Here is a 26471-nt window from a genome sequence, read left to right as displayed (position 1 = left end):
TGTCCTCACGTCAATCGTCATAGGGATCGGCCAGCGCGGCATCGGGCCGGCTGACCGGATATTTCGTGCGCGAGATGCGGGCAGCCATGCCCTTCGCGCCTTCTTGCTTCAGGAGCGTGCGGAAGCTTGGATGCATGCCACCGTCCATGTAGGCAAAGCTCGACACCGTCGTCGTGCTGGCAAGCGCCGCATCCAGCTTCTTCTGTTCCGCGCCGAGCTTGGCAACGAGATCGGTCGTCGCGTCGCCCAGCGTCGCCGGGCACTGCGCCAGCGGATCGCTCGGTTCGCCGTCCGCGAACTCCTTGTTGAAGACATAACGGCCGCCGCAGACGGAGACCTTCGGCTGCTTGCGCGTGAAGGCGAAGGCGTCATAGCCTTCCTTCAGCGTGCGCCAGAAGGGCATGTTCGGGTCGCCACGATGTTTGGCCATGTTCTGCGTCGTCATGCGGAAGGGATAGGCCTGCACCTGGAAGCGCTGCTGCCCGCCCTCCAGCGCCCGCTGCACGATGGCGTAGATCTCGCCGACACCCTGGTCGGTCATTGCGTAGCAGCCCGAGGAGGAACAGGCGCCATGCACCATCAGCGCCTCGCCGGTATAGCCGAGCGCCGATTCCAGCCTGTTCGGATAACCGAGGTTGAAGGAGACGTAATACTGCGAGTTCGGGTTCAGCATGCCGGCCGAGACATGGTAGAAGCCCTCCGGCGCCTGGCGGTCGCCGCTCTTCGTCTTGGGGCCGAGCTTGCCGGACCAGCGGCACATCGGATAGGTCTTGAACAGCGCATATTGGCCGCTCGTATCGACCTTCCAGACCTCCAGTTCGCTTTCCTGCTTGAAGATGCGCACCAGCACTGGGTTTTCCGGCCGCATCTTCTTCTTCGACATCTCCGCTTTCACCTTGTTGGAAAGCTCCGGCGCCTCGGCCAGCGAGGCGACATCCATGGCCATGCAGCCGGCAAGCAGGCTGCCGGCGACGGTGGCGGCGGCAAGCCGTGCAAGAAGCGGCAGGCGCCGGCGGGCGGTTTCACGGAAGAGACGGTGGCGAAGCGCAAACATGGTTCGTTTTCGGTTGTTAGAGGTCCGGGCACGCCGGCTCGAAAGCGGCGCATCTCGGGGTTCAGATTCCAAGCGATTGCTTAGAACTTCGTTAATCTTGTGACCGTGACCGGCCTCAGTGCGGCGTCATGCCCCGGCAAACGCCCCGAATCCGAAGCACCAGCCGCCGCGGAGAGCATAAAACCTCAAGCAACTTGAGCATCAAGGCCCGTTTTGCCGAATTTCGCAGCCCGGCGATCACACGGCGAACAACAAATCGTTAGCGGATACTTTCCAGGGGCACCGGACGGGGCGAAAGGCAAAGAAGACTTGATTTGCCGGCGCTTCCGGCACATCTCTCACCCAGGTATATTCGATGAGGCAGAGACGATGCTGACGATCGGCGATCTTTCCAAGGCCACGGGCGTCAAGGTTCCGACCATCCGCTACTACGAACAGATGGGCCTGCTCTCCCATGCCGAACGCTCGGAGGGCAACCAGCGGCGTTATTCCAGCGAGGAGCGCGAGCGCCTGGCCTTCATCCGCCACGCCCGCGATCTCGGCCTCACCATCGACGCCATCCGCGAGCTGATCGACCTCAGCCAGCACCCTGAGCGACCCTGCCACGATGCCGACCGCATCGCCGCCGAGCAGCTTTCCACCGTGCGGCGCAAGATCGCCCGGCTGCGCAAGCTGGAGGCCGAGCTGGAGCGCATCACCAGCCATTGCCATTCCGACCAGATCCGCGACTGCTACGTCATCCGGGCACTGGCCAACCACGACCTTTGCCACGACGAACACGATTGAACGTGCTCAGGAGCCAGCAAGCAGCCTCAGCTTCTGGAGCTGCGTTTCGCGCGGCTCGTGCATATCCAGCATGCCCTGCAGCCGCCCGTCCGCACGGATGAGGAAGAGGCCGGCGGTGTGGTCCATCGTGTAGCTGTCCGAGGCGGTCGGCACCTTCCTGTAGAAGGCCGAAAAGGCGTCCGCCGCCGCTTTCGTCTGCGCAGCATCGCCCCGGAGCGCGATGATGCGCGGATCGAAGGAGGTCATGTAGAGCTTCAAGAGGTCCGCCGTGTCCCGCTCGGGATCGATGGAAATGAAGAGCGGCGTGATGCGATCCGCCGCCGGGCCGATGTCCTTGAGCAGACCCGACAGTTCGAAGAGCGCGGTCGGGCAGACATCCGGGCAATGGGTGAACCCGAAGAAGACGAGATAGGGCTTTCCGGCCAGAGCGGCGGAGCGGAACGGCTTGCCGTCGACGGTCTCAAGCTCGAAGGCACGCCGTTTTGCCGTCTCGCCGGAAGGCGCCTTTGCCGCGACCGTCACGGTGACGATCGCGGCAAGACCTGCGGCAAGGGCAAGAAGCGTCCGGCGCCTCATCCCTTGATCGGCCGCAGGAGGCGCAGCGCATTCAGCGTGACGAGCACGGTGGCGCCGGTATCGGCAAGGATCGCCGGCCAGAGGCCCGTGATGCCGATGACGGTCGTCACGAGGAAGACACCCTTGAGGCCGAGCGACATGACGATGTTCTGGACGATATTGCGCATCGTGCGCTGCGACAGGTCCGTCATCAGAGCGACGTCGCCGACGCGGCCGTGCAGGATGGCGGCATCGGCCGTCTCCAGCGCCACGTCGGTGCCGCCGCCCATGGCGATGCCGATATTGGCGGCGGCGAGTGCCGGGGCGTCGTTGATGCCGTCGCCGATCTTGCCGACGACATACCCTTCGCGCTGCAGCTCGCCGACGATGCGCTGCTTGTCCTCGGGCATCAGCTCGGCGCGGACCTCGATGCCGAGCTTCGCGCCGACGGCCCTCGCCGTGCGGGCATTGTCGCCTGTCAGCATGACCGTCTTGATGCCGGCATCCTTCAGCGCCTTGAGGCCGGCAGCCGCATCCGGACGTGGCTCGTCGCGCATGGCGATGGCGCCGGCGAGCACGCCGTCGATCACTAGCATGGAGACGGTCTTGCCGTCGTCGTTGAGCGCGGCGGTGGCGGCCTTCACCTCGTCGGAGAGCGCGACCGTCTCGGCGACAGCCTTGGGCGAGCCGAGGAAGACCTCCCTGCCCTCGACGGTGGCGGCGACACCCTTGCCGCCGAGTGCCCGCGAGCCGTTCGCGACCGGCGGCACGACGCCGCCCTCGGCCGCCTTGCCGAGAATGGCGAGCGCCAGCGGATGGCTGGAACCGGCCTCCAGTGCGGCGGCAAGCCGCAGCACCTCGTCGGCCGGGGCCGCGAAGGCGACGATGTCGGTGACAACAGGCTTGCCCTCGGTCAGCGTGCCGGTCTTGTCAAAGGCGATGGCGGTGAGCTTGCCGAGGCCTTCCAGCACCGCGCCGCCCTTCATCAGGAGGCCGCGGCGGGCACCGGCGGAAAGCGCGGCGGCGATGGCCGCCGGCGTCGAGATGACCAGTGCGCAGGGGCAACCGATGAGCAGAACGGCAAGACCCTTGTAAACCCACTCGCTCCAGACGCCGCCGAAGAAGAGCGGCGGGATGATCGCGACGAGCGCGGCGACGACGACGACTCCGGGCGTGTAGTATTTGGAGAAGCGGTCGATGAAGCGCTCGGTCGGAGCCTTGGATTCCTGGGCCTCCTCGACCAGCTTGACGACGCGGGCGATGGTATTGTCCGCCGCTGCCGCGGTGACGCGCACGCGCAGGGCCGCATCGCCGTTCACCGTGCCGGCAAAGACGGTGTCGCCGACCTCCTTGCGCACCGGCGTGCTTTCCCCGGTCACGGGCGCCTCGTCGATGGAACTCTCGCCGTCGATGATCGTGCCGTCGGCGGAAATGCGGTCGCCGGGACGCACGAGAATGACCGCGCCGACGGCAAGCGCCTCGGCCGGCACTTCCGTCGTCCGGCCACCTTCCTCGAGAAGCGCGGTCTTCGGAACAAGAGCGGAGAGCGAGCGGATGCTGTCGCGCGCCTTGCCGGCGGCGACCCCCTCCAGCAGTTCACCTACGAGGAAGAGGAAGACCACGGCCGCCGCTTCCTCGGTCGCATTGATGACGACCGCGCCGACGGCAGCGATGGTCATCAGCATTTCGATGGAAAACGGTGTGCCGGCCAGCGCGGCCATGATGGCCCGGCGGGCGATCGGCACGAGGCCGACGAACATGGCGATGACGAAGGCATAGGTCTCGATGGCCGGAAAGAGATGGCCGATGCCGTAGGCAACGACGAGCGCCGCGCCGGCAAAGATCGTCAACCGTCCCTTCTTGCCCTTCCACCAAGGCCCTTCGGAGGGACTGTGGTCGTGGCCATGCAGCCCCTCGACAACCGCCGCCTTCGGCTTGTGATCATGGCCGGCATGGTCGTGATCCTCATGATCATGATCGTGGCCATGCGCATGGTCATGGGGATGATCGTGGTCATGTCCGTGCCCGTGATCGTGGTTGCAGCCGGGACCATGAACATGTTTTGCGACCGGCTTTTCCGCGACGGCCGCAGCCGGCGTCACCGAATAGCCGAGACCGGAGACCTTGCGGCGGATCGCCTCAAGGTCGCTGGTCGCATCGTGCTGCACGCGCATGGTGCCGGCGGTAACGGATACGGAAACCTCCGAAACCCCCGGCATACGGCGCACGGCGGTATCGATCTTGCTCGCGCAGGACGCGCAATCCATGCCGCCCACCCGGAACCGGGTCTCTTTCACATCGGACATCGTACATTCCTCTTCAGTCTCGTGAGGAGGTTCTACGACCTCTAGCGACTAGAGGTGCAAGAGAGGAGTACGAAGTTTTCTCAACCTTCTGAAAATAAGGTGCACTTGCTCCACCTTTCCATGTAATGCCGGCTTAACGCAGGAGTTCTCCACGGGAGGCGTTCGCAGTGAAAAAGTTCGAAATCTATGCCGGCGGCATCCTTATCGGTAGCACGTCTTTTGAACATGGAGACCCGCCGATGGGTGTTGCCTATGGCAATATGGCTCTGGCTCCGAACTGCCGCTTTAATCACGCCATGGCCAAAAGCACCCTCAGCGTTCGGCTGGATGGGAAGCCGATCCCGTCCAATGGCGGGCTTTTCGTCGAGGACCTCCTAGAGGAATTAGGGGAGATCCAGGTCACGATTCTTGGCATCGATCACGAGCTGTATGAGGAACTCTTTCCGGAGCATGTAGCAGCCTATCAAGAACAGTTTGGTTCCTAGAGATCGCCCTTCAAAAAAAACCGGCGAACGAGTGCATTGAAATCCACGAGCGCGCTGTGCTAGAGAGCGCCCACTTATTGCAGGTTTCATCTGCTGGTTGGGGAGGACGCCATGTCTTGCGACGCCCTCTTCCAATCGGGGATGGGCTCGGTCGACGCCCCCCGAACGGAAGAACGCTTTTCGATGTGTGCCCCGGTGGCATGCTCTGGCCTTGACGCCGTTGCGCCGACCCGCCCCGTGCGGCCGGTCAAGGCCCCGCGTCTGCCTGCTCTTTTCCCGACGAGACACCACGAGCGTGGCAACAGCGCGAAAGCGCTGTCATATCGCCGTGTCCGGACGACGATACCGTAATTTCCGGTTTTCCTTTCTGAAATCCACGCGAGAGCGGAGGCCTGCGCCTCCCTCGCCTCGCGTTTCTATCGCGTTGCCGGCTTTTGCCGGCAACCGGCACACCCCGAGAAGACAGGTCCAGCATGTCCCTGACGACACCCTATTATCTGATCGACAAGTCGAAGCTGCTCGCCAACATGGAAAAGATCGCGCTTCTTCGCGAACGCTCCGGTGCCAAGGCGCTCCTGGCGCTGAAATGCTTCGCCACCTGGTCGGTCTTCGATTTCATGCGCGACTACATGGACGGCACGACCTCTTCCTCGCTGAACGAGGTGCGCCTGGGCCACGAACGCTTCGGCAAGGAGACGCATGCCTATTCCGTCGCCTATGCGGACTATGAGATCGACGAGGTCGTCAGCCATGCCGACAAGATCATCTTCAACTCGATCGCCCAGCTCGACCGCTTTGCCGACAAGGCTGCCGGCATCGTCCGGGGTCTGCGCCTCAATCCCGGCATCTCCTCCTCGAGCTTCGATCTCGCCGACCCCGCCCGCCCCTTCTCGCGCCTCGGCGAATGGGATGTGCACAAGGTCGAGCCGGTCATGGACCGCGTTTCCGGCTTCATGATCCACAACAACTGCGAAAACGGCGATTTCGACCTGTTCGACCGCATGCTCGGCACGATCGAGGAGAAGTTCGCGCCGCTGCTGAAGAAGGCCGAATGGGTGAGTCTCGGTGGCGGCATCCACTTTACCGGCGAAAACTATCCGCTGGAAAAATTCGCCGAGCGGCTGAAGCGCTTTTCTGGCGAATACGGTGTTCAGGTCTATCTGGAGCCGGGCGAGGCCTCGATCACCAAGTCGACCACGCTTGAAACGACGGTTCTCGACCTTCTGAACAACGGCAAGGACCTCGCCATCGTCGACAGTTCCATCGAGGCCCATATGCTGGACCTTCTGATCTACCGGGAGAAGGCCAAGCTTTCCCCGAATACGGGGCCGCACCGCTACATGATCTGCGGCAAGTCGTGCCTGGCCGGCGACATCTTCGGCGACTTCGATTTCGAGAACGAACTGAAGGTGGGCGACCGCATCTCCATTCAGGATGCGGCCGGCTACACGATGGTCAAAAAGAACTGGTTCAATGGCGTGAAAATGCCGGCGATCGCCATCCGCGAACTGGATGGCGAGATCAAAACCGTCCGTGAATTCACCTACGCGGACTACGAAGAAAGCCTCTCCTGAGGCGTCCTGACGGGTAGAAGGAGATATCCCCCGAAATGAAGAAGAACGTGCTCATCATCGGCGCCGGCGGCGTCGCACAGGTCGTGGCGCACAAATGCGCCCAGAACAACGACGTGCTCGGCGACATCCATATCGCGTCGCGCACCAAGGCGAAGTGCGACAAGATCATCGCGTCGGTCCATGAGAAGAAGGCGATGAAGCAGGCCGGCGTGCTCGAAGGCCATGCCCTCGACGCCCTCGATATCGAAGCGACCAAGGCGCTGATCGCCGCCACCAAGTCCGAGATCGTCATCAATGTCGGCACCGCTTTCCTCAACATGTCGGTGCTGCGCGCCTGCATGGATACGGGCGTCGCCTATATCGACACCGCGATCCACGAAGAGCCGGGCAAGATCTGCGAGACCCCGCCGTGGTACGGGAACTACGAGTGGAAGCGCGCCGCCGAATGCGCGGAGAAGGGCGTCACCGCCATCCTCGGCGCCGGTTTCGATCCGGGCGTCGTCAACGCCTATGCCAAACTCGCCAAGGACGAATATCTCGACACGGTGACCGACGTCGACATCGTCGACATCAACGCCGGCAGCCACGGCAAGTACTTCGCCACGAACTTCGACCCGGAAATCAACTTCCGAGAATTCACCGGCGTCGTCTATTCCTGGCAGAACGGCCAGTGGCAGACCAACAAGATGTTCGAGATCGGCAAGGACTACGACCTGCCGGTCGTCGGCACGCGCCGCGCCTATCTCTGCGGCCATGACGAGGTGCATTCGCTGGCCAAGAACATGGACGGCGCCAACGTGCGCTTCTGGATGGGCTTTGGCGACCACTACATCAACGTCTTCACCGTGCTGAAGAACCTCGGCCTTCTTTCCGAGCAGCCGGTCAAGACCGCCGAGGGCCTCGAAGTCGTGCCGCTGAAGGTCGTCAAGGCCGTGCTGCCGGATCCGTCCTCGCTCGCCCCGAACTACGAAGGCAAGACCTGCATCGGCGACTACGTGAAGGGCCTGAAGGACGGCAAGGAAAAGACCGTCTTCATCTACAACGTGGCCGACCACAAGGAAGCCTATGAGGAAGTCGGCTCGCAGGGCATCTCCTACACCGCCGGCGTTCCGCCGGTCGCCGCCGCGATGCTCGTCGCGACCGGCGAATGGGACGTGAAGAAGATGGCAAACGTGGAAGAACTGCCGCCGAAGCCCTTCATCAACCTCTTGAACCGCATCGGCCTGCCGACCCGTATTCAGGATGAGGATGGCGACCGCGCCGTCAGCTTCTAAGACCGACAAACACCGGCCGCGTTCTTAGACGCGGCCGGTCCCCGCCTGCCCACGCCCATCCAATCGTTGTGGAAACCGTCCCGACCGATTAGGAGGGAAACATGGCCCAACCAGCGGCAGCGGAAGAATGAATCGTTACCCCATGTTCAGCCCGCAGCTTTTGATCAGCTTCGTGGCAGTCTGCGAAACCGCGAGCTTCACGCGCGCGGCCGACCGGGTGTCGCTGTCGCAATCGACCGTCAGCCAGCAGGTGCGCCGGCTGGAGGAACTGCTCGGCAAGGCGCTGTTCGAGCGCACCTCGCACGAAGTGCATCTCACCGAGGAAGGCATCAAGCTGCTCAGCTATGCCCGCCGCATCATCGCACTCAACGAGGAGGCGCATGATGCGCTGGCGGGCCCATGGCGCGACGGAGCGCTGCGGCTCGGCATGCCCGAGGATTTCACCGTGCCGACGGTGGACCTGCTCGCCGCCTTCAAGCGCGAACATCCGCATCTGCGGCTCGACGTTACCAGCGGGCTCAGCCCCGACCTGCACCGCGCCTACCAGCAGGAAGAGCTCGACCTCGTGCTCGTCAAGCAGCGCCGGGTGCACCTGCCGCGCGCCGCGCGACCGGAGCCGCTGCTCTGGCTCGACAGCAAGGCGCATCCCGCCATCGAGCAGTCGCCGGTGCCGATCGCGGTCTTCCCGGTGAACGGCCTTTACCGCGAGGAACTGTGCGGTGCACTCGACGGGCTCGGCATCCGCTGGCGCGTCAGCTACAGCGGCGGCGGCCTTGCGGCGCTGGCCGCGGCCTCTGCCGCGGGGCTCGGCATCAGCCTGCTGCCGGCAAGCTGCCGCCTGCCCGCGCACCGCGTCCTCGGCGCTGCCGAGCGCCTGCCGCCGGTCGAGGATTTCGAGCTCGCGCTGTTCTACCGAGACACCGCCACGCCCGTGGCGCTGGATCTTGCCGAACGACTAGTCGCCTTCTGCCGGCTGGTGCGTTAGAGCATTTCCAGCCGAAGCGGGATCGCTTCGGCGTCGGACAATGCGGAAAAAACAAATAGACAGAGCTTTTCCGGTGAACACGGGTTCACCGGAAAAGCTCTAACCCCGTCATTGGGAAATCGAATAGCCAGCATTTTCAAATGTCGCTGCCAACAGGCGCCTGCGTTTCCTAGAATGGCATCATCCATTCCAGACGAGGAGACGATGTTGCAGCACGCCGTATCGCAGAGCCGCAGGGCTTTTCTGAGCCGCACCGGCCAACTCACCACCGCGGCCGCCGTCGCCGGCCTGGCCGGCGGCATGAGCCGTGAAGCCGCAGCCGAGACGACCGATTGTGGTCAGGAGAATGCCGTGACGTCCGTAGGAGACAACCACTACCTGCTCGCCGACGTCCGGCTGGAGGAGGGTTTCGAGAAGGACGGCGACGTTATCGTCGCCACGCGCACGGCGCTCTACACGCTGGAAATCAAAGACGGCAGGATCGCGGCCCTGCACGGTGACGGCGCAACCCAGCCTGTGGGCCTGCCAACCTACCAGGCGAACGGCCAGCTCGCGCTGCCCACCATGCGCGACATGCATATCCATCTCGACAAGACCTTTTACGGCGGTCCCTGGCAGGCGCCCCGCCCGCGCCAGGGCAAGACGATCATGGACATGATCGCGCTGGAAGAGAAGCTGCTGCCGCAGTTGCTCCCGACCTCCGTCGAGCGCGCCGAAGGCCTCATCGCCCTCGTGCAATCCAAGGGCAGCACGGTCGCCCGCAGCCATTGCAACATCGACCCGGTCAGCGGCCTGAAGAGCCTGGAACACCTCAAGATCGCGCTGGAAAAACACAAGGACGACTTCGTCTGCGAGATCGTCGCCTTCCCGCAGCACGGCCTGTTGCATTCCAAGGTCGACAAGCTGATGCGCGAGGCCATGCAGCTGGGTGTCGAGTATGTTGGCGGCCTCGATCCAACCAATGTCGACAGCGCCATGGAAAAGTCGCTCGACGCCATGTTCCAGATCGCGCTCGACACGGGCAAGGGCGTCGATATCCACCTGCACGAGACGAGCCCGGCGGGTGTCGCGGCGATCGACTACATGATCGATACGGTGGAGAAAAACCCGGCCCTGAAGGACAAGGTGACGATCAGCCACGCCTTCGCGCTGACGACGCTGTCGCCGGAAAAGCTGGAGGAGACGGCCGCCAGGCTTGCGGCGAACGGCATGACCATCGCCTCGACCGTGCCGATCGGCGGGCTGATGATGCCGCTGCCGCAGCTTGCCAAGGCGGGTGTCTTCGTCATGACCGGCACCGACAGCGTGATCGACCACTGGTCGCCCTTCGGCAGCGGCGACATGCTGGAAAAGGCCTATCTCTACGCCCAGCTCTATCGCGGTTCGGACGAGTACCACCTGTCGCGTTCGCTCGCTATCTCGACCGGCGGCGTGTTGCCGCTCGACAAGGACGGCAATCGCGCCTGGCCGAAGGCCGCCGACGAGGCCGGCTTCTCGCTGACGACGGCAAGCTGCTCGGCCGAAGCCGTCGCCCGCCTGCCGGCCCGGACCGCAACGTTCCACAAGGGACGCCTGGTTTCCGGCGGTGTTGGCAAGGCGTCGAGCTGACACCCACCCACCGTCGTCATCCTGACAAAGAGGCCGGCGCCCTGCGCCGGCCTTTTCTTATTCCGCAAACATCTTCCAGCGTGTCGGGCGGAAGCGGATGGTAGCGCCGGTCGCGGCGGTCGCTTCCAGCGGCACCTCGATCTCGACATGGTGCGGCGCGCCGGGCTTGCCGATGTCGAGATCGGCGATGCGGGTGCCGGCAAGGCGGCGCGAGGTGGCGACACGGCCTTCGAGCGCAGGCGCAGCGGCATCGTCGACGAGGACGACATCCTGCGGGCGGAAGAAGAGCGTGCCGGTGCCGGAGGTGATGTCGCTCCCGCGCGGGGCGATGCCGATCGGCGTCTCCTGGAAGCGGACCGCGCCATCGGCCACCTGGACCGGCAGGCTGGCGCTGTCACCGATGAAGGAAAAGACGAAGGGCGAGTTGGGGCGGTCGTAGACGTCGTCCGAGGACCCGACCTGCTCGATTGCGCCCTGGCTCATCACCACCACGCGGTCGGCGAGTTCGAGCGCCTCTTCCTGGTCGTGGGTGACGAAGACGGTGGTATGTCCGGTGCGGTCGTGGAACTCGCGCAGCCAGCGGCGCAGCTCCTTGCGCACCTTGGCATCGAGCGCGCCGAAAGGCTCGTCGAGCAGCAGCACCTTCGGCTCGATCGCCATGGCGCGGGCGAGCGCCACGCGCTGCCGCTGGCCGCCGGAAAGCTGGTTCGGATAGCGCTTTTCGAGGCCCGAAAGCTGCACCATCTCCAGAAGCTCGCCGACGCGGCGGCGGATTTCCGCCTTGTCCGGCCGCTCGCCACGCGGTCGCACCGTGAGGCCGAAGGCGATGTTGTCGGCGACCGTCATGTGGCGGAAAAGCGCATAGTGCTGGAAGACGAAGCCGACATGACGCTCCTGCACCGTCTTGTGGGAAGCGTCCTCGGCTCCGAAATAGATTTTTCCGAGCGTCGGCTGCTCGAGGCCGGCAATGAGGCGCAGCAGCGTCGTCTTGCCGGAGCCGGAGGGGCCGAGAAGCGCGATCAGCTCACCGGAGCGGATGTCGAGCGAGACATCGTTCAGCGCCGGGTATCGATCGAATTCCTTGCGGATGTTTTTTACACTGACGTCCATACGGGCGTGCCTTTCAGGTCAATGCTTGCGGCCGGCGGCGATTTCCGCGCCGTAGTGAAGTTCGAGCGCCGTCTTGACGACGAGCGTGACGAGGGCGAGCGCGGCGAGGAGCGAGGCCACCGCGAAGGCGGCGACGAAGTTGTACTCGTTGTACAGGATCTCCACATGCAGCGGCATCGTGTTGGTGAGGCCGCGGATATGACCAGAGACCACCGAGACCGCCCCGAACTCGCCCATGGCGCGCGCATTACAGAGCAACACGCCGTAGAGCAGGCCCCATTTGATGTTGGGCAGCGTCACGTACCAGAAGGTCTGCCAGCCGGAGGCGCCGAGTGACAGGGCGGCCTCCTCGTCGCCGGTGCCCTGCTCCTGCATCAGCGGGATGAGTTCGCGCGCGACGAAGGGAAAGGTGACGAAGACGGTGGCCAGCACAATGCCCGGCACGGCGAACAGGATCTCGATGCCGTAGCTCTTGAGCCAGGGACCGAGCGCGCTGCCGGCGCCGAAGAGCAGCACATAGACGAGGCCGGAAATGACCGGCGAGACCGAGAACGGCAGGTCGATCAGCGTCGTGAGGAACGCCTTGCCCTTGAATTCGAACTTGGCGATGGCCCAGGCCGCCGCCACGCCGAAGACGAGGTTGAGCGGCACGGCGATGCCGGCGACGAGCAGCGTCAGGCGGATGGCGGCCATCGTGTCGGCATCGCCGAGCGAGGTAAAGAACTCGCCCGCCCCCTTGCGGAAGGCCTCGATGAAGACGGCGACGAGCGGCAGAATGAGGAAGAGCGCCAGGAACAGGAAGGCGAGCGCCATCAGACTGTAACGGGCGAAGGGCGCCTCCGTCGTCGGGGAGCGCAGGCGGCGGGAGGTCTCATGCGCCATGGCCATACCTCCGCCGGTTCCAGGCCTGGATGAGGTTGATGACGAGCAGCATGGCGAAGGAGATCCCCAGCATGATGGTGGCGATCGCCGTCGCGGCGCCGTAGTTGAACTCTTCCAGGCGGATGACGATGAGCAGCGGCGCGATTTCCGAAACATAGGGAATGTTGCCGGCGATGAAGATGACCGAGCCATATTCGCCGACGCCGCGGGCGAAGGCCAGCGCAAAGCCCGTGAGGATCGCTGGCGCAAGGCCGGGCAGCAGGACCCGGAAGACGGTCTGGAAGCGATTGGCGCCGAGGGTCGCGGCCGCCTCCTCCACCTCGCTGTCGATCTCCTCCATGATCGGCTGCACCGTGCGCACCACGAAGGGCAGGCCGATGAAGACGAGCGCGATGACGATACCGGTCGGATTGAAGGCCGCCTTGATGCCGACGAGGTTGAGGATCTGGCCGATCCAGCCGTTCGGTGCATAGAGCGCGGCGAGCGCGATGCCGGCGACGGCCGTCGGCAGCGCAAAAGGCAGATCGACGATGGCATCGACGATGCGCCGGCCGGGGAACTCGTAGCGCACGATGACCCAGGCGACGATGACGCCGAAGACGACATTGACGAGTGCCGCGATGAAGGCCGTGCCGAAGGAGACCTTCAGGGCGTTGAGCGTGCGTTCATCGGCGAGGATTGCGAGAAATTCCGCACCGGACAGCGAGGCCGACCGCCAGACGAGGCCGGCGAGCGGGATGAGGATGATGAGGGTCAGGTAAGCGAGCGAAAAGCCGAGCGTCAGTCCGAAACCCGGAATGACACTCGGCTGTCTCAGTCGCCACCGCCCGGAAGCAGCAGCAGATGTCGTCAAAGGTTTCAGTTCCCCGGCTTGTAGATCTGGTCGAAGACGCCGCCATCACCGAAATGCTCGGGCTGTGCCTTCACCCAGCCGCCGAAGATCGGGTCATCGATCGTCACCAGCTTAATGTCGGGAAGCTGTTGCAGCAACTCCGGCTTGACCACCTCGCGCTTCGAGGGCCGGTAGAAGTGTTTCGCCGCGATGTTCTGGCCTTCCTCGGAATAGAGGTACTCCAGATAGGCCTCGGCCTGCTTGCGCGTGCCCTTGGCATCGACATTGCCGTCGACCACCGTGACGGGCGGCTCGGCGAGGATCGAGATCGGCGGAGCGACGATATCAAAGGAGTCAGCCCCGAATTCCGCGCCGGCGAGATAGGCTTCGTTTTCCCAGGCGAGCAGCACGTCGCCGATCTGGCGCTGGGCAAAGGTGGTCAGCGAACCGCGAGCACCCGTATCGAGGACCGGCGCACGCTTGAAGAGCTCGGCGATATAGGCCTTGATCTTGTCCTGGTCGCCGCCGAACTCCTGGTTTGCCCAGGCCCAGGCTGCGAGATAGTTCCAGCGGGCGCCGCCCGAGGTTTTCGGGTTCGGAGTGACGATCTGCACGTCGCCCTTCACAAGGTCGCCCCAGTTCTGGATGCCCTTCGGGTTGCCCTTGCGCACCAGGAAGACGATGGTCGAGGTGTAGGGCGCCGAATTGTTCGGCAGGCGGGTGCGCCAGTCCTTGTTGATCTTGCCGGTCTTTTCGACGATGGCGTTGATATCGCTTTCGAGCGCCAGCGTCACCACGTCCGCTTCCAGCCCGTCGATCACCGCGCGGGCCTGCTTGCCGGAGCCGCCATGCGACTGCTGCACGGTGACGTCTTCGCCGGTCTCTGCCTTCCAATGCTTGGCAAAGGCCTCGTTGTAATCCTTGTAGAGTTCGCGCGTCGGGTCATAGGAGACGTTGAGCAGCGTCGTCTCGGCGAACGCCCCCGTCACCCCGCCGAGCGCAAGCCCGACACCCACGATCAAAGCCCCGAACCGTTTGGCCAATATCGACATCTCCAACCTCCTTGGATTTCTATCCCACATAAACCCTAGTGAATTAGTAGAGTTAGTCAACAATGCCTCTGCAACTCGCAAAACGGGTTTCAAACCGGCCGGAAGCACGCAACGGACGACCTGTGGTTTCCGGCAGGCAGCGAACATTTCATCCGGCCAATCCGTCCTCGCGCGCAAAAAGCATCCGCGAAAAACCGCCGGTTTCGCCGCCCCGCCCAAACTTTTTTTCGCGGCGGATGCGCCGTCAGCGCTGCGAGACGTGGGCAAGGCCCTGCGTCTGGATATCGAGAACCGCCCGGTAGGCCTGCCGCACCGTTTCGGCAAAGGTGAACGGGCCCGGCCGCAGACTGGAGGCGACGGCGCCCACGACGGACAGGCCGCACAGCACCTCGTCGTGACTGACGAGGCGGCCGCAATCATCGACGGTGAGCGCCGCAACGTCGCGGCCGAGCAGGCCGGCAAGTGCCCGGGCGGAGGGGGTCTCGCGACAGTCGATGGTGTTTTCGCCGGCGGATTTCGGATCGCAGGGCGGCACAAAGCGGGTGCGACCCGTTTCGAACTCGCCGGCGAGGCGTCGATGGATATCCCGGGCGATGCGGACGGAAAAGTGCCGGTGCAGGCGCAGGAGATGGCGCCGGTAGTGGTTGCGTTCCGCCTGGGGCAGATGGCGCCAGACGACGGACAGGCGGGCGGAAGCGGCATCGACGACGGTCTGCCAGCCGCCGCCCTGCGCTTCCGCCGCGCTACATTCCGTGCGGATGTAGCGGAAGGCGTCCTTCAGGGAACGGGTGGCCGGCGGCACGCCCAGCGTCATGCCGCCTTCGCCATGGCCATGCGGCTGCGGCAGCCGGCCAGCCGCGGCGGCGACATGGATTTGGCCGGCATACCCCCCTGCCCTCAGATCGAGCAGGATGGCGGCAAGGCGCGGCCCGTTGCCAACCAGCGTCAGCGGTGATGGAGCCTTTGCCTGCGACAGCCGTTCGGCCGCCGCCCGCGCATCGCGCCAGGACGCGGCCTCGCGCTGGGCAATACCGAAACCTGTGGCGACCACGACATGGGCGAAGTCCGCATGCTCCCCGTCGCGAAACGCGACACGCAATCCTTCCCCGCAAGCGCCGATATGGCGCACGGTGCCGCGGAACGTGCGGATGCGCACATCCCGGCGCAGGCTCAACGCCTCGGCGAAGCGGGCCATGACATAGTCACGGAACAGGCTGCGCGGCACATGCAGGTCCTGCGCCCCACGCAACGCCGAGACGACACCGCCGGAGAGCAGACCCGTTTTCAGCCAGTCGCAGAAATCCTCCGGGCGATCCGGCACGACGGAGAGATCGCGCGCCGGCTCCGTCGTCAACGCCCTGCCGGCCGCGCCGTCGGCGAAAGCGCCCGGTGCGTCCTCGGCGTCGATCAGCCAGGCCTCGAAAGGGCGGTGGAACCGCCGCATCAGCGCGATGGTCGTGGCAAGGCCGGACGGACCGGCGCCGATCACCGCGATGCGCATCACCGACAGACCTGCCGGCCGCGTGCCTTCTTCCCTGACGGCCCTTTCGAAGAACATGCGCTGTCCTTTCCCTCGCGAAGATCCGAGACGCCTGACCGCCATGATAGCGCAGCGTCCGATAATTTTCTACCTTTTTACTAGAATAATTGACGAACGTTCACCGTCCAGCCTGTCGGCAGGATCGGACAGGACGTCCGCGAGCGTCGTGCCGTCGAGGATTTCGCCGGATGCGACGGCGACCTTCGCAAAGACCCGGCGCACGGCGCAAAGGCGCTCGTCGCGGCAATCATCGCAGCGACGATGCCCGCCATTGCCAAGGCAGGCGAGCGGAACGAAGGGGCCTTCCAGAATGCGCAGGACCTCGCCAAAGGCAATCTCCTGCGGCGCCCGCAGCAGATGGTAGCCGCCGTGCTGGCCCCTGCGGCTGGCAACGAGACCGGCATGCTTGAGGTCGAGCAGGATCTGCTCGAGAAACTTTTTCGGGATCGCCTCGCGTGTGGCGATGGTGCCGATCTGCAGGGTCTCGCCCGGGCCGGCACGCGCCAGCGCGATGAGCGCACGCAGGGCATATTTGGATTTCAGCGCGATCATCGCGTCAGGCCACGCGCGGCGGGCGTGGAGCCGGCACACCGCTCGGGGCGCCGGAGCTCGTCGTCATCCGGCGACGACCTCGGCATTGATGCTCGCCGCGACGGCGCGCGCCTGGACGCGGATATCGGGAACGGCCGTGATCTCCCAGCTGTGGCCGGCAGTGAGCGGGCCAAGGGCGTAGAGGCGCGCCCTGCCGGTACCCTCGCCGGCACGAACCGCAGCCCTGTCATCGACAAGGATGCCGAGGCCGTGCGGATCAGACTGGAGGAGGCCGTGCGCGGCAAGGCTCGCCAGCAGCGGCGAGGCGGCAACCGTACATCGATCGAGGCCGGTGCAGTTGACGGCGAGATGGGCCGCCAGCGGCGTACCGTCGCGGAGAACGGCGGCAAGCCGGCCGTCCTTGAGATGCAGCGCCTCCAGCCGACCACGGTGGATGACGAGCTGCCCGGACCGGCGCAGCGCCGCAATCTCCTCGGCGACGGCTGGAGCCATGCGGTGGCGGTGGACATTCCAGAAGGAGGCAGCATGGCGCAGGAAGCGGTTGCGCTGGCCGGCGCTCCAGCCCTTCCAGAGGTCCTGCGTGACCGGCCGAAGGCCGTCCATGACGGTGCGCCAGTCCGGCGCCGCCTCGGCCTGCCGGCGCAGGGCCGCAAGCATCGTGCTGACCTCACCCCCGCCTGGAACAAGCGCCGTCTCCACCGGATCGGCCCGGCGGGCAAGATGCGGCTGGGGCAACAGGCCATGCCGCGACAGGGCGTGCATGGTGCCGCGGAAGCCGCGGCGCTTGAGCAGAAGCAACTGGTCGATGGTCGTAAGGCCCGTGCCGATGAATAGCACGTCCGCATCCGCCGGCAGGCGCTCCCACCAGGCGTCCGCCCAGGGATCCTCGACGACGAAGGGGCGCGCTGCGGACGGGACCATATCCTCCGGCAGCGGCAGGCGGCGCGTGCCGGCTCCCGTGCAAAGCGCCGAGACGCGCGTGGACAGTCGCCCGCCGTCGGAAAGCGTGAAGACGAGACCGCCGTCCTGCCCGGCTTCCGCCGCCAGCGCCTCGGCATCGACGAGAGTGATCGCGGCACGGTTGCCGGTGCGCTTCATCGCCTCGTTGAGGCAATCGCGCACATAGGTGCCGTAGATGCGGCGCGGTACGAAGTCGTCGGCCGACCAGGGGTATCCCTGCCCGGCAAGCCAGGCGAGGAAGTGGTTCGGCCGGTCGGCGAAAAGGCTCATGCGGCCAGCCGGCACGTTGAGGAGATGGCATTCCGCCTTGGTGGAATAGGCGATGCCCCGCCCCTGCCCGGCGGCCCTGCCAACAAGGCTGACCTTCGCCCTGGGCGGCAGGAGATCGACGAGGTTCAGCGCCAGAGCGACCGCCGAATAACCCGAGCCGATGATGGCCACATCCGTTTCAAGCGTCATGCATTCCCTCCTGCGAAGACTGTGCCGACACTCTAGCGAGGTTTATACAGTAAATCTATAGACTATTATCAATCCCTATCTTCGATGAGGAAACGTCTGGAATGCGGCACAGGTTCCGGCTGTTCTTTTGCCGCCGGAACCTGTGCCCGGGCCTTAGCTTTTCCGGCCAAGGCGCGGATAGGCCGCGGAGAAAATCTCCTCGACGGGAGGATGGCCGTAGGTGCGTTCGGGATAGCGGGCCAAGAGGCCGTCGAACTGGCGCTGTGCCCGCGCCTGCTCTGCCTTGGCGTCGAAACCGGGGATCTGGCCACCGACCATCACGAAGCGACCGTCGATGATCACATCGGTGACATCGCGGCCGGAGCTCGACATCATCAGGGTCTGAATCGGATCGATGACATGGCCGATACGGTCGTGTCCCATGTCGATGACGATGATGTCAGCCTTCGAGCCGGGTTGCAGACGTCCGAGATCGGGCCGCCGCAGGGCATCCGCGCCGCCGAGCGTTCCGGCGTCGAAATAGTGTTCGGAGCGTACCGTCTCGATCGAACCGTCCGTGACCCGCGAAAGCAGCATGCCGACCTGCATGTTCTGGATGAAATCCGGCGGCCAGGTGTCCGTGCCGAGGCCGATGCGCACGCCCATGTCGCGGAACTTCGAAAAGCTGTCCATGAACCCGCCATGGCGACCCGAGACGATAGGGCAATGCACCAGCGTCGCGCCGGAATTCTTCAGGATATCGAGGTCGCGGCCCGGGCGATCGACATTGCGCGTGCCCGCGACATATTCGCCGTGCGGCAGCAGCATGCGCTCGTTCAGCACGCCGAGGGCATCCATCCATTCCAGCGGCGTCATGCCGTAGGTGCTGGTGATGCGGTCGAATTCGAGCCCGGACTGGCAGCAATGCTGGCGGATCGGGATATCGAGATCGCGGCCGGCATCCGCCGTGCGGCGCAGCATCTCCGGCGTGTTGGTTTCGAGGCGGTCGGGCGCCAGCATGGCGCGCACCAGCGGCGAGGCCAACCCTTCGATGCGTTCGGCAAAGGCGAGCGATTCGGCAAGGCTGCGGAAGCCGCGCTCCTCGTCGTAGAAGAAGGCGATCTTGCCGTTCTCGTCGACATAGCTGTTGCCGGAGCGGTAGGCCGGGCCAAGATAGACGCGCAGGCCAAGCGCATGCGCCGCATCGGCGGCGGCGGAGAATTCCGCATCCGTCTCGCCCCATTCACGGTAGAACAACGAGGCGATGGGCAGTGCGGTGGTGATGCCGTTGCGGATGAGCTGGGCGAAGGCATAGCGCTTCTGGAACGCCAGCTCTTCCTGCGTGTACATCTCGTAGGCGCGGTCCATGTAGCTTTTCGGCCAGACCCGGCCCTTCTTCCAGGACGGCTGGTTGTCAAAGGCGAGCACGGTCGTGTCGAGGTCGGAAAGCGCATCGAGATCGATGAAGCCGGGCGAGAGGATGGCATTGCCGTAGTCGATGCGCTCGGCGACCTCCCCCGGATAGTCATGCCCGACGAAGATGACCTTGTCCCCCTCGAAGACAACGACGCCGTCGTCATAGATCACATGGCGCCCATCGCGGTGGCCGACGACCCAGCGGGCGGTGAGAAGGACCGGACCGTCGATGCGGCCGGAAGCGGGAAGTGTCGTCATGATGCTCGTCCTGTCGTCCTGTCAATCATGCACGGGCCGCGCGTTCACGCGGCCCGGCCTTTCCATGCCGAATTACTTCTTCGGTGCGATATCGCGCTTGAACCATTTGACGGCGAGGCGCGATAGCGTTCCGTCGGCGATCGCCGCGTTGATCGCCTCGTCGAACTTCGCCTTCAGCTCGGTATCCGCCTTGCGCAGGCCGACCGACTGGCCGCCGCCGAGCGGGCCGCCGGTAAACTCGGTGCCGGCGAAGACCACCTGATCGGCACCGATCTTCTCCAGCGTCCGGTCGAGCGCGACGGGGGACGCCATCACGCCGTCGATGCGGCCGGCCTCAAGGTCGAGGTCGTGCTGTTCCGTCGACTTGTATTCGCGGAACTCGATCCCCGGAAACAGTTCGGCCATGATCTGGCCGGCGGTCGTCGCACCCTGACCGCCCATGACGGTGCCTTCCATGAAGGGCAGCATTTCCGCAGCGGCGGCCTTCGCCGCCTCCTTGTCCTTGCCCATGTCGACCTGCTTGCCGACAGGCATGTTGGCGAGCGGCGAATCCTTGCGAACGAGGAAGGCGGCCGAGCCGGTGCCGTAGTTGCGCGAGAAGGTAATGACCTTTTCCCGCTCCTCGGTCTGCAGCATGCCGGCGACGATGGCGTCAAACTTGCCGGCGTTCAGCGCCGGGATCAGCCCGTCCCAGTCCTGTACGACGATCTCGCACTTGACCTTCATGCGCGGGCAGAGATCCTCCAGCATGTCGATCTCGTAGCCCGCCAGCTTGCCGCCGGCTTCCGTGAAGTTCCACGGCGCATAGGCGCCTTCCGTCGCGATCGTGATCGTGCGCTCCCCGGCCTGCGCCGCGGATGCTCCGAGGATCACCCCGAGGGCGATGACTGTCTTACCAAGCGACTTCAACATAATGGCAACTCCTCCTAGCCTATGTTTGAAAACCTTCACCCTTGCCTCAGGCCGCGACGAGCGCGCCGTCCCGGGCAACCGGAACCCCTTTCCGGTAAACCGCCCGGCGAACCGGGCGGGATGCCACGGCATCGGCCGGCGTCTCGGCATGCACGAGCACGAAGCTCGCATCGCAACCGGTCGAAAGGCCGTAACCCTCGATGGCCAGCATCGCCGCGCCGCCATAGGTGCACAGGCGGAGCGCCAGCTCGATGTGGACATCGTTGATGAAATCGTTGCGCTGGGAGACGATCGCTGCCCGGTCGAGCATGTCGGCATTGCCGAAGGGCTGCCAGGTATCGCGCACGCCGTCGCAGCCCGAGGCGATGTTGACGCCCATTTCCGCAAGATCGAGCACCGGGGGGCGCGGGCTTGCCGCACCGCCCTTGGTCATCAAGTGCACGCCGGCCTCGGCCATCATGCCGCCGAGCCGTGCCAGCGGCTTGTCGGCGAGCATGCCGAGGCAGAAGCCGTGGCTGACGGTCACCCGGTTCGCCATGCCGAGCGCTTTGGTGCGCTCCACGATCAGCTCGATCGCGAAGACACCGAGCGAATCGGGCTCGTGCAAGTGGATGTCCACCGGCTTGCCGTAACGTTCCGCGAGAGCGAAGACCGTGTCGAGATGGCCCTTCGGATCGCGGTCGACGCCGGACGGGTCGAGCCCGCCGACCACGTCCGCCCCCTCGCGCATCGCCCGGTCCATGAGCTCCACCGTGCCGGGGCGGATCAGCATGCCGCTCTGCGGGAAGGCGACGATCTCGATGTCGACGATATCGCGGTAACGCTCACGCGAAGCCAGCACGCCCTCGAGGCCGGCAAGGCCGTATTCCGTGTCGATATCGACATGGGTGCGGATATGGGTGGTGCCGTTTGCGGCGGAACGCTCGATCTGGGCGGCGGACTGACGCTGCGGATCGATGCCGAGCTCGCGCTTCATGCGGCGCTCGTTCTCGATGAGGTCGATCAGTTCGAGGCCGACATCGTTGCGATACCAGGGCATGCCGAGGAGAGTCTTGTCGAGATGGGTGTGGGCGTCGACGAGGCCCGGCAGCAGCAGGAGCCCTTCGCCGTCCACCACGCGCATCCCGCCAAAGGCGCGGGAACCGTGCGGGACGATTTCGGCAAAACGCCCGTCCCTGACGACGACATCCTTCGCCGCCTCGCCATTCGGCCGCACATTGATGAGAACGAACTCTTCCCGCATTGCTGTCTCCAAATCTCCAGAACGTCAGCCGAACCGGCTCATTGCGTAGGGTGCCGGGTCGGCAAAGGGCTTTTCGCCCGTCATCATTTCCGCCAGAAGCCGCCCGGTGGCCGGGCCGAGCGTCAGGCCGTGATGATTGTGGCCGAAGGCGAACCACAGGCCCTTGTGGCGCGGCGCAGGGCCGATGATCGGGCGCATGTCGGGCAGACAGGGCCGCGCACCCATCCACGGCGCCGGCTCGACGCGGCGACCGAGCGGAAAGATCGCACGGGCATGGGGCTCCGTCTGATCGACCTGAACGGGCGTCGGAGCCTCGTCCCGCTCGGCGAACTCGATGCCGGTGGTGAGGCGAATGCCCTTCGTCATCGGCGCCAGCAGGTAGCCGCGCTCGACATCGACGACGGGGTGATTGAGCACGGCATCGCCCGCCGGCTCGATATGCACATGGTAACCGCGCTTGACAGCGAGCGGCACCCGATAGCCGAGCCGGCGGTAGACCGCATCCGACCAGGGGCCGAGCGCCACCACGGCCTCGCGGGCCCGCACCGTGCCGCCATTGGTGCGGATGCTCCAGCCGCCCTCTTCCTCGGCAAGGGTCGACGCATCGGCCTCGACGATCTCGCCGCCCTTGCGGACGAAAAGGTCGGCATAGTCCTTCACCAGCCCGCCGGGATCGGCGACCGTCGCGGGATCGAGCCAGTGCACGGCACCGGCGAAGCTGCCGGCAAGATGCGGCTCGCGTGCCTGCAGGTCCTTCGGCCCGAGAAAATCATAGCGGATGCCGAATTCATCTAGCGCGCGGGCGGCGACCTTGGCGGCGGAAAAGGCCTTTTCCGTACGGTAGGCCTCCATCCAGCCGGTGCGGCGGGCGCGGTGCAGGATGCCCGCCTCGGCCATCAGGTCCGTATGCTCGGTGACGGAGCGCTCGATCAGCGGCAGCATGTCCATGGCCGCCCGGCGCAGGCGCCGGCTGGACGATTCGAACCAGAAGCGGGCGATCCAGGGCAGGAGCTTCGGCAGGAAGGTCCAGCGGAACCGCACGTCGGCGGAGCGGTTCGTCGCATATTTCAGGAGGGTCGGGATCTCGCGCGGGAAACCATAGGGAATGACGCTCGCCCGCTCGATGAGACCGGCATTGCCGTAGCTCGTCTCCTCGCCCGGCGCGCGGCGATCGACAAGCAGCACGGACTTTCCGCGCTTCTGCAAATGCAGGGCCACGCAAACACCAATGATGCCGGCACCAAGCACGAGCACATCTTTGTCGGGGCGATCTATCGGGGTCATGGCAGAAATCCGTTCTGGAGGAGAGAGAATGTTAGTTTTCTGACTTCATTTCACTAAAAGTCAACTATATAACATTCCCGACACCGACCTCCTCCGACGGCCGCAGACCATGCTGGCGCCTGCCACGCGTCGTGCTATTCGGGGAACAGGCAGGCACGAAGGGCGGACAGGCGCGACATGCGGAACGAGAACTGGATGGACAACAGCTCGGTGCGGCAGCGGCTCACCGCCGCACTGACGGAGGCGTCGGCCTCCGGCAAGGCGCTGGCGAACTTCATGCTGGCCAATATCAGCGACCTGCCCTTCGAGACCTCGCGCAGCGTCGCCGACAAGGTGGGCGTCAGCGAACTGACCGTCGGCCGCTTCTGCCGCTCGATCGGCTATGACGGGTTCAAGGACCTCAAGGAGCGGCTGAAGGACGACATCAGCGACAGCCCCTGGCTCATCGGCGACCGGTTGCGCGACCTGCAACAGAAGAGCGCCACCGACGACGCGCTCGCCCGCAGCCTCGAGCTTGCGGTCGCTTCGGTCGTTCGCGTCTATGAACATGCCCATACGGAGGCCTGGAACCGGGCGGCCAAGCGCATCGCGGAGGCCGACCGGGTGTTTGTCGCCGGCTTCCAGACCGAACGGGGCCTTGCCGAATCTTTCGTGCACATGCTGCGCTACCTGCGCGACGAGGTGCAACTGGTCGACATTGCCGGCGGCAACTTCGCCGAGGTGCTGCTGACGGACCCCGCCGGCTGCACGCTGGTGCTGATCGATGTGCGCCGCTATTCCCGACAGTCGCAATTGCTGGCCGCCAAGGCGGCCGAACGCGGCATGCCGATCACCATCGTCACTGACCTTTATTGCGACTGGGCGGCAAGCTACGGCGACGAGGTCTTTGCCGTTCCGACGGACCTCAATCTCTTCTGGGATGCGACCTCCGGCATGTGGACGCTGATGCAGCTCCTGCTCAACAGCGTCTTCGCGCACCGGGGCCCCGCGGTCGAGGAGCGGCTGAACAGCGTCGCCAGCCTCTACGAGAGCTTCGTCGGCTACAGCCGGGGCCCGAAATAGCGGCACCGCCGCCCTCGCTGCTCTAGCCATGGGACGAGATGAACTTGCGGAAGCGATCCGAGCGCGGCGCCGTGAAGACGTCTGCCGGATCGCCGTCCTCCTCGACCAGGCCCTGGTGCAGGAAGATGACGCGGTTGGAAACGTCGCGGGCAAAGGCCATTTCATGGGTGACGACGAGCATGGTGCGCCCCTCGTCCGCCAGCGCCCGCATGACGCGCAGCACCTCGCCGACCAATTCCGGATCGAGCGCCGAGGTCGGCTCGTCGAACAGCATGACCTTCGGTTTCATGGCGAGCGCCCGGGCGATCGCCGCGCGCTGCTGCTGACCGCCGGAAAGATGGCTCGGATAGAAGTCGCGCTTGTCGGCGATACCGACCTTGGCCAGCAGCTCCAGCGCCTCCTCGCGGCATTCCGCCTTCGGCCGCTTCTGCACATGGACCGGGGCTTCCATGACGTTTTCGAGGATCGTCATGTGGGACCAGAGATTGAAGCTCTGGAACACCATGGCGACATTCGTGCACAGGCGGCTCAGCTGCCTGAGATCGGCAGGCTGGCGGCCATGGCGACCGTCCTTCAGGCGGATCGCCTCCCCTGCGATGCGGATCTCGCCCTCGCTCGGCACTTCCAGCATGTTGATGCAGCGCAACATGGTCGACTTGCCGGAACCGGACGAGCCGAGAACGGAGATGACTTCGCCTTCCCGCGCATCGAAGGAAATGCCCTTCAGCACTTCGAGCGCGCCAAAACTCTTGCGCAGGTTGCGGACGGAGACGGCCGGCGTGGTGGCGGCAGCGAGGGGCGCAGGTTCAAGCATGGTGCAACGCAGCTCCGGAAGACACGGTGGGGGCGGGGCGCAGATGGGGCGACAGCCACCATTCGATGAGCGCGACGAGACGCGTGATGGCGAAGTTCAGCGCGAGATAGATGAGACCCGCGACGACGAAGACTTCCACGGCCCGGTAGGACTGCGAGATGAGCTTTGCGGCAAGGCCGGTCACTTCCAGCATGGTGATGACGGAGGCGAGCGAGGTCGCCTTGACCATCAGGATGATCTCGCTGCCATAGGCCGGCAGCGCCTGGCGGATGGCGATGGGGAAGATGATGCGGCGATAGAGCAGGAAACCCCACATGCCGCTTGCCCGCGCCGCCTCGACCTCCCGGTGCGGAACGGCCTGCAGGCCGCCACGCAGGATTTCCGAACCATAGGCCGCGGTGTTGAGGCTCAGCGCGAAAATGGCGCACCAATAGGGCTCACGGAAGAACACCCAGAGACCCCAGGTCTGCAGCGTCGGACGGAACTGGCCGAGGCCGTAGTAGATGACGAACATCTGCACCAGCAGCGGCGTGCCGCGGAAGACGAAGACGTAGAACTGCGCGACCCAACCGACCGGGCGCCAGGATGACAGCCGCATCAACGTCAGGAGCACCGCAAGCAGCGCACCGAAGGCCGTGGAGACGAGCGCCAGATTGAGCGTCAGCGGCACCCCGGAGAGAAGGTTGAGAAACGTTTCCGAGAGGAAAATGAAATCCATCACGCCCTCCTGACGCCGCGCAGGGCGCGGGCTTCCGCCTGGCGGAAGAGGTAGGAGGACACGGCGGTGATCACGAGATAGAGCACGGCGGCGGTGATGTAGAAGTCGAAGGGCCGGCGGGTGGAGCCGGCGGCGATCTGCGACTGGCGCAGAAGCTCGACGAGACCGGTGACGGAAATCAGCGCCGATTCCTTCAGCACCAGCTGCCAGGTGTTGCCGAGGCCCGGAATGGCATAGCGCAGCACCTGGGGTACGATAATGCGGCGCAGCCGCAGCCCCGTTCGCATGCCGACCGACCGGGCGGCCTCCAGCTCGCCGCGGCTGATCGCATTGAACGCCCCGCGAAAGACCTCCGCCTGGTAGGCGCCGGAAACGACGCCGATGGCCAGGACGCCGGTCAGGAAGGCCGGCATGCCGATGAAGCCATCCGCGCCGAAGAGCTGCCCCACCACGCCGAGCGCGGCACTGCCACCGAAATAGAAGAGATAGATGACGAGGAGGTCGGGAATGCCACGCAACACGGTCGTATAGCCGTCGCCGAAGGCACGCAGCGCCCGGCTGCGGGACAGCTTTGCTCCGGCAACACCCGCACCGATGACGGAACCCGCAGCGAAGCCACCGGTGGCGACGGCCAAGGTCATGCCGGTCGCCATCAGCAAGGCGGCACCCCAGCCCTCCGGGCCGAAACCGACAAGGTCAAGGAAGGACGGCCCCTGCATCAGACACCTCCCCGGAGAGCGGACAAGCCGTCTCCGCCGGAGGCAATCAGCC

24 protein-coding genes are annotated in these 26471 nt (G+C 65.0%); 7 read left to right on the top strand and 17 right to left on the bottom strand.

The genetic code is table 11. The features are described from left to right. Positions 1-10: 10 nt before the first annotated feature. Positions 11-1054 (bottom strand): L,D-transpeptidase family protein, encoded by a 1044-nt coding sequence (locus AKG11_RS24505; RefSeq protein ID WP_088016541.1) that lies wholly within the window; start codon positions 1052-1054, stop codon positions 11-13. Between the two features lie 369 nt (positions 1055-1423). Here AKG11_RS24505 and AKG11_RS24500 point away from each other — a divergent pair, with 369 nt between their 5' ends. Continuing rightward, the gene (locus AKG11_RS24500) at positions 1424-1840 is read left to right on the top strand and encodes a MerR family transcriptional regulator (RefSeq protein ID WP_023513969.1); all 417 of its coding nucleotides are present in this window, start codon (positions 1424-1426) and stop codon (positions 1838-1840) included. 6 nt (positions 1841-1846) lie between these two features. Here the strand turns inward: AKG11_RS24500 and AKG11_RS24495 are convergent, their stop codons facing one another. Both AKG11_RS24495 and AKG11_RS24490 read right to left on the bottom strand, forming a co-directional pair. Next, entirely contained in the window at positions 1847-2416 is a 570-nt protein-coding gene (locus tag AKG11_RS24495; RefSeq protein WP_023513970.1) for an SCO family protein, read from the bottom strand. Further along, a complete protein-coding gene (locus AKG11_RS24490) occupies positions 2413-4701 on the bottom strand; it encodes a heavy metal translocating P-type ATPase (protein ID WP_050745803.1) in 2289 nt (762 codons plus the stop codon). Before AKG11_RS24490 ends, AKG11_RS24495 begins: the two co-directional genes overlap by 4 nt. A gap of 167 nt (positions 4702-4868) precedes the next feature. Between AKG11_RS24490 and AKG11_RS24485 the strand changes: the two genes are divergently transcribed. From AKG11_RS24485 to AKG11_RS24465, 5 genes are all read left to right on the top strand, one after another. Beyond that, positions 4869-5186: a hypothetical protein gene (locus tag AKG11_RS24485; RefSeq protein WP_053190861.1), complete on the top strand. Its 318-nt coding sequence runs from the start codon at positions 4869-4871 to the stop codon at positions 5184-5186. A gap of 473 nt (positions 5187-5659) precedes the next feature. Next, on the top strand, positions 5660-6760 hold the full coding sequence (locus AKG11_RS24480; RefSeq protein WP_050745801.1) for a carboxynorspermidine decarboxylase: 1101 nt from the start codon (positions 5660-5662) through the stop codon (positions 6758-6760). 35 nt (positions 6761-6795) lie between these two features. Then, positions 6796-8034, top strand: coding sequence for a saccharopine dehydrogenase family protein (locus AKG11_RS24475; RefSeq protein ID WP_050745800.1), 1239 nt, complete (start codon positions 6796-6798; stop codon positions 8032-8034). Positions 8035-8161: 127 nt separating this feature from the next. After that, complete coding sequence (locus AKG11_RS24470; RefSeq protein WP_050745799.1) at positions 8162-9019, top strand: LysR family transcriptional regulator; 858 nt, start codon at positions 8162-8164, stop codon at positions 9017-9019. Positions 9020-9223: 204 nt separating this feature from the next. After that, positions 9224-10627: an amidohydrolase family protein gene (locus tag AKG11_RS24465; protein ID WP_050745798.1), complete on the top strand. Its 1404-nt coding sequence runs from the start codon at positions 9224-9226 to the stop codon at positions 10625-10627. Positions 10628-10684: 57 nt separating this feature from the next. Here AKG11_RS24465 and AKG11_RS24460 read toward each other — a convergent pair whose 3' ends face one another. From AKG11_RS24460 to AKG11_RS24410, 11 genes are all read right to left on the bottom strand, one after another. Then, positions 10685-11737 carry a sulfate/molybdate ABC transporter ATP-binding protein gene (locus AKG11_RS24460; RefSeq protein WP_050745797.1) on the bottom strand — a complete coding sequence of 351 codons (1053 nt, stop codon included), beginning with the start codon at positions 11735-11737 and terminating at the stop codon, positions 10685-10687. Positions 11738-11755: 18 nt separating this feature from the next. Beyond that, positions 11756-12619, bottom strand: coding sequence for a sulfate ABC transporter permease subunit CysW (cysW, locus tag AKG11_RS24455; RefSeq protein WP_023515838.1), 864 nt, complete (start codon positions 12617-12619; stop codon positions 11756-11758). Beyond that, the gene (cysT, locus tag AKG11_RS24450; protein ID WP_050745796.1) at positions 12609-13472 is read right to left on the bottom strand and encodes a sulfate ABC transporter permease subunit CysT; all 864 of its coding nucleotides are present in this window, start codon (positions 13470-13472) and stop codon (positions 12609-12611) included. The genes cysW and cysT overlap by 11 nt, the downstream gene beginning before the upstream one ends. Positions 13473-13477: 5 nt before the next feature. Next, positions 13478-14503, bottom strand: a complete 1026-nt coding sequence (locus tag AKG11_RS24445) for a sulfate ABC transporter substrate-binding protein (protein WP_023515840.1) — start codon at positions 14501-14503, stop codon at positions 13478-13480. A 244-nt stretch (positions 14504-14747) separates the two neighbouring features. Then, a complete protein-coding gene (locus AKG11_RS24440) occupies positions 14748-16061 on the bottom strand; it encodes an FAD/NAD(P)-binding protein (RefSeq protein WP_050745795.1) in 1314 nt (437 codons plus the stop codon). A 69-nt stretch (positions 16062-16130) separates the two neighbouring features. Continuing rightward, complete coding sequence (locus AKG11_RS24435; RefSeq protein ID WP_023515842.1) at positions 16131-16595, bottom strand: RrF2 family transcriptional regulator; 465 nt, start codon at positions 16593-16595, stop codon at positions 16131-16133. Between the two features lie 63 nt (positions 16596-16658). Then, positions 16659-18014 (bottom strand): FAD/NAD(P)-binding protein, encoded by a 1356-nt coding sequence (locus AKG11_RS24430; protein ID WP_023515843.1) that lies wholly within the window; start codon positions 18012-18014, stop codon positions 16659-16661. A 153-nt stretch (positions 18015-18167) separates the two neighbouring features. Then, a complete protein-coding gene (locus AKG11_RS24425) occupies positions 18168-19667 on the bottom strand; it encodes an amidohydrolase family protein (protein ID WP_023516658.1) in 1500 nt (499 codons plus the stop codon). A gap of 72 nt (positions 19668-19739) precedes the next feature. Continuing rightward, positions 19740-20579 (bottom strand): transporter substrate-binding domain-containing protein, encoded by an 840-nt coding sequence (locus tag AKG11_RS24420; protein WP_050745794.1) that lies wholly within the window; start codon positions 20577-20579, stop codon positions 19740-19742. Between the two features lie 46 nt (positions 20580-20625). After that, the gene (locus AKG11_RS24415; RefSeq protein WP_050745793.1) at positions 20626-21822 is read right to left on the bottom strand and encodes an amidohydrolase family protein; all 1197 of its coding nucleotides are present in this window, start codon (positions 21820-21822) and stop codon (positions 20626-20628) included. Between the two features lie 24 nt (positions 21823-21846). Beyond that, positions 21847-23106: an NAD(P)/FAD-dependent oxidoreductase gene (locus tag AKG11_RS24410; protein ID WP_197284009.1), complete on the bottom strand. Its 1260-nt coding sequence runs from the start codon at positions 23104-23106 to the stop codon at positions 21847-21849. A 177-nt stretch (positions 23107-23283) separates the two neighbouring features. Between AKG11_RS24410 and AKG11_RS24405 the strand changes: the two genes are divergently transcribed. After that, a complete protein-coding gene (locus AKG11_RS24405; RefSeq protein WP_245290227.1) occupies positions 23284-24168 on the top strand; it encodes a MurR/RpiR family transcriptional regulator in 885 nt (294 codons plus the stop codon). A gap of 22 nt (positions 24169-24190) precedes the next feature. On the opposite strand, the gene AKG11_RS24400 is transcribed toward AKG11_RS24405, so the two are convergent. From AKG11_RS24400 to AKG11_RS24390, 3 genes are read right to left on the bottom strand one after another with little or no spacing between them, the layout of a single operon-like run. Next, on the bottom strand, positions 24191-24982 hold the full coding sequence (locus AKG11_RS24400; protein ID WP_050745791.1) for an ABC transporter ATP-binding protein: 792 nt from the start codon (positions 24980-24982) through the stop codon (positions 24191-24193). Continuing rightward, positions 24975-25700: an ABC transporter permease gene (locus tag AKG11_RS24395; protein WP_050745790.1), complete on the bottom strand. Its 726-nt coding sequence runs from the start codon at positions 25698-25700 to the stop codon at positions 24975-24977. The genes AKG11_RS24400 and AKG11_RS24395 overlap by 8 nt, the downstream gene beginning before the upstream one ends. Continuing rightward, positions 25700-26419, bottom strand: coding sequence for an ABC transporter permease (locus AKG11_RS24390; RefSeq protein ID WP_023514858.1), 720 nt, complete (start codon positions 26417-26419; stop codon positions 25700-25702). The genes AKG11_RS24395 and AKG11_RS24390 overlap by 1 nt, the downstream gene beginning before the upstream one ends. Positions 26420-26471: the final 52 nt, after the last annotated feature.

This window comes from Shinella sp. SUS2, from assembly GCF_001262505.1.
Lineage (GTDB): Bacteria > Pseudomonadota > Alphaproteobacteria > Rhizobiales > Rhizobiaceae > Shinella.
Note: the sequence above shows the minus strand (reverse complement) of the source record. Positions and strands in the feature narration are given on the sequence as shown.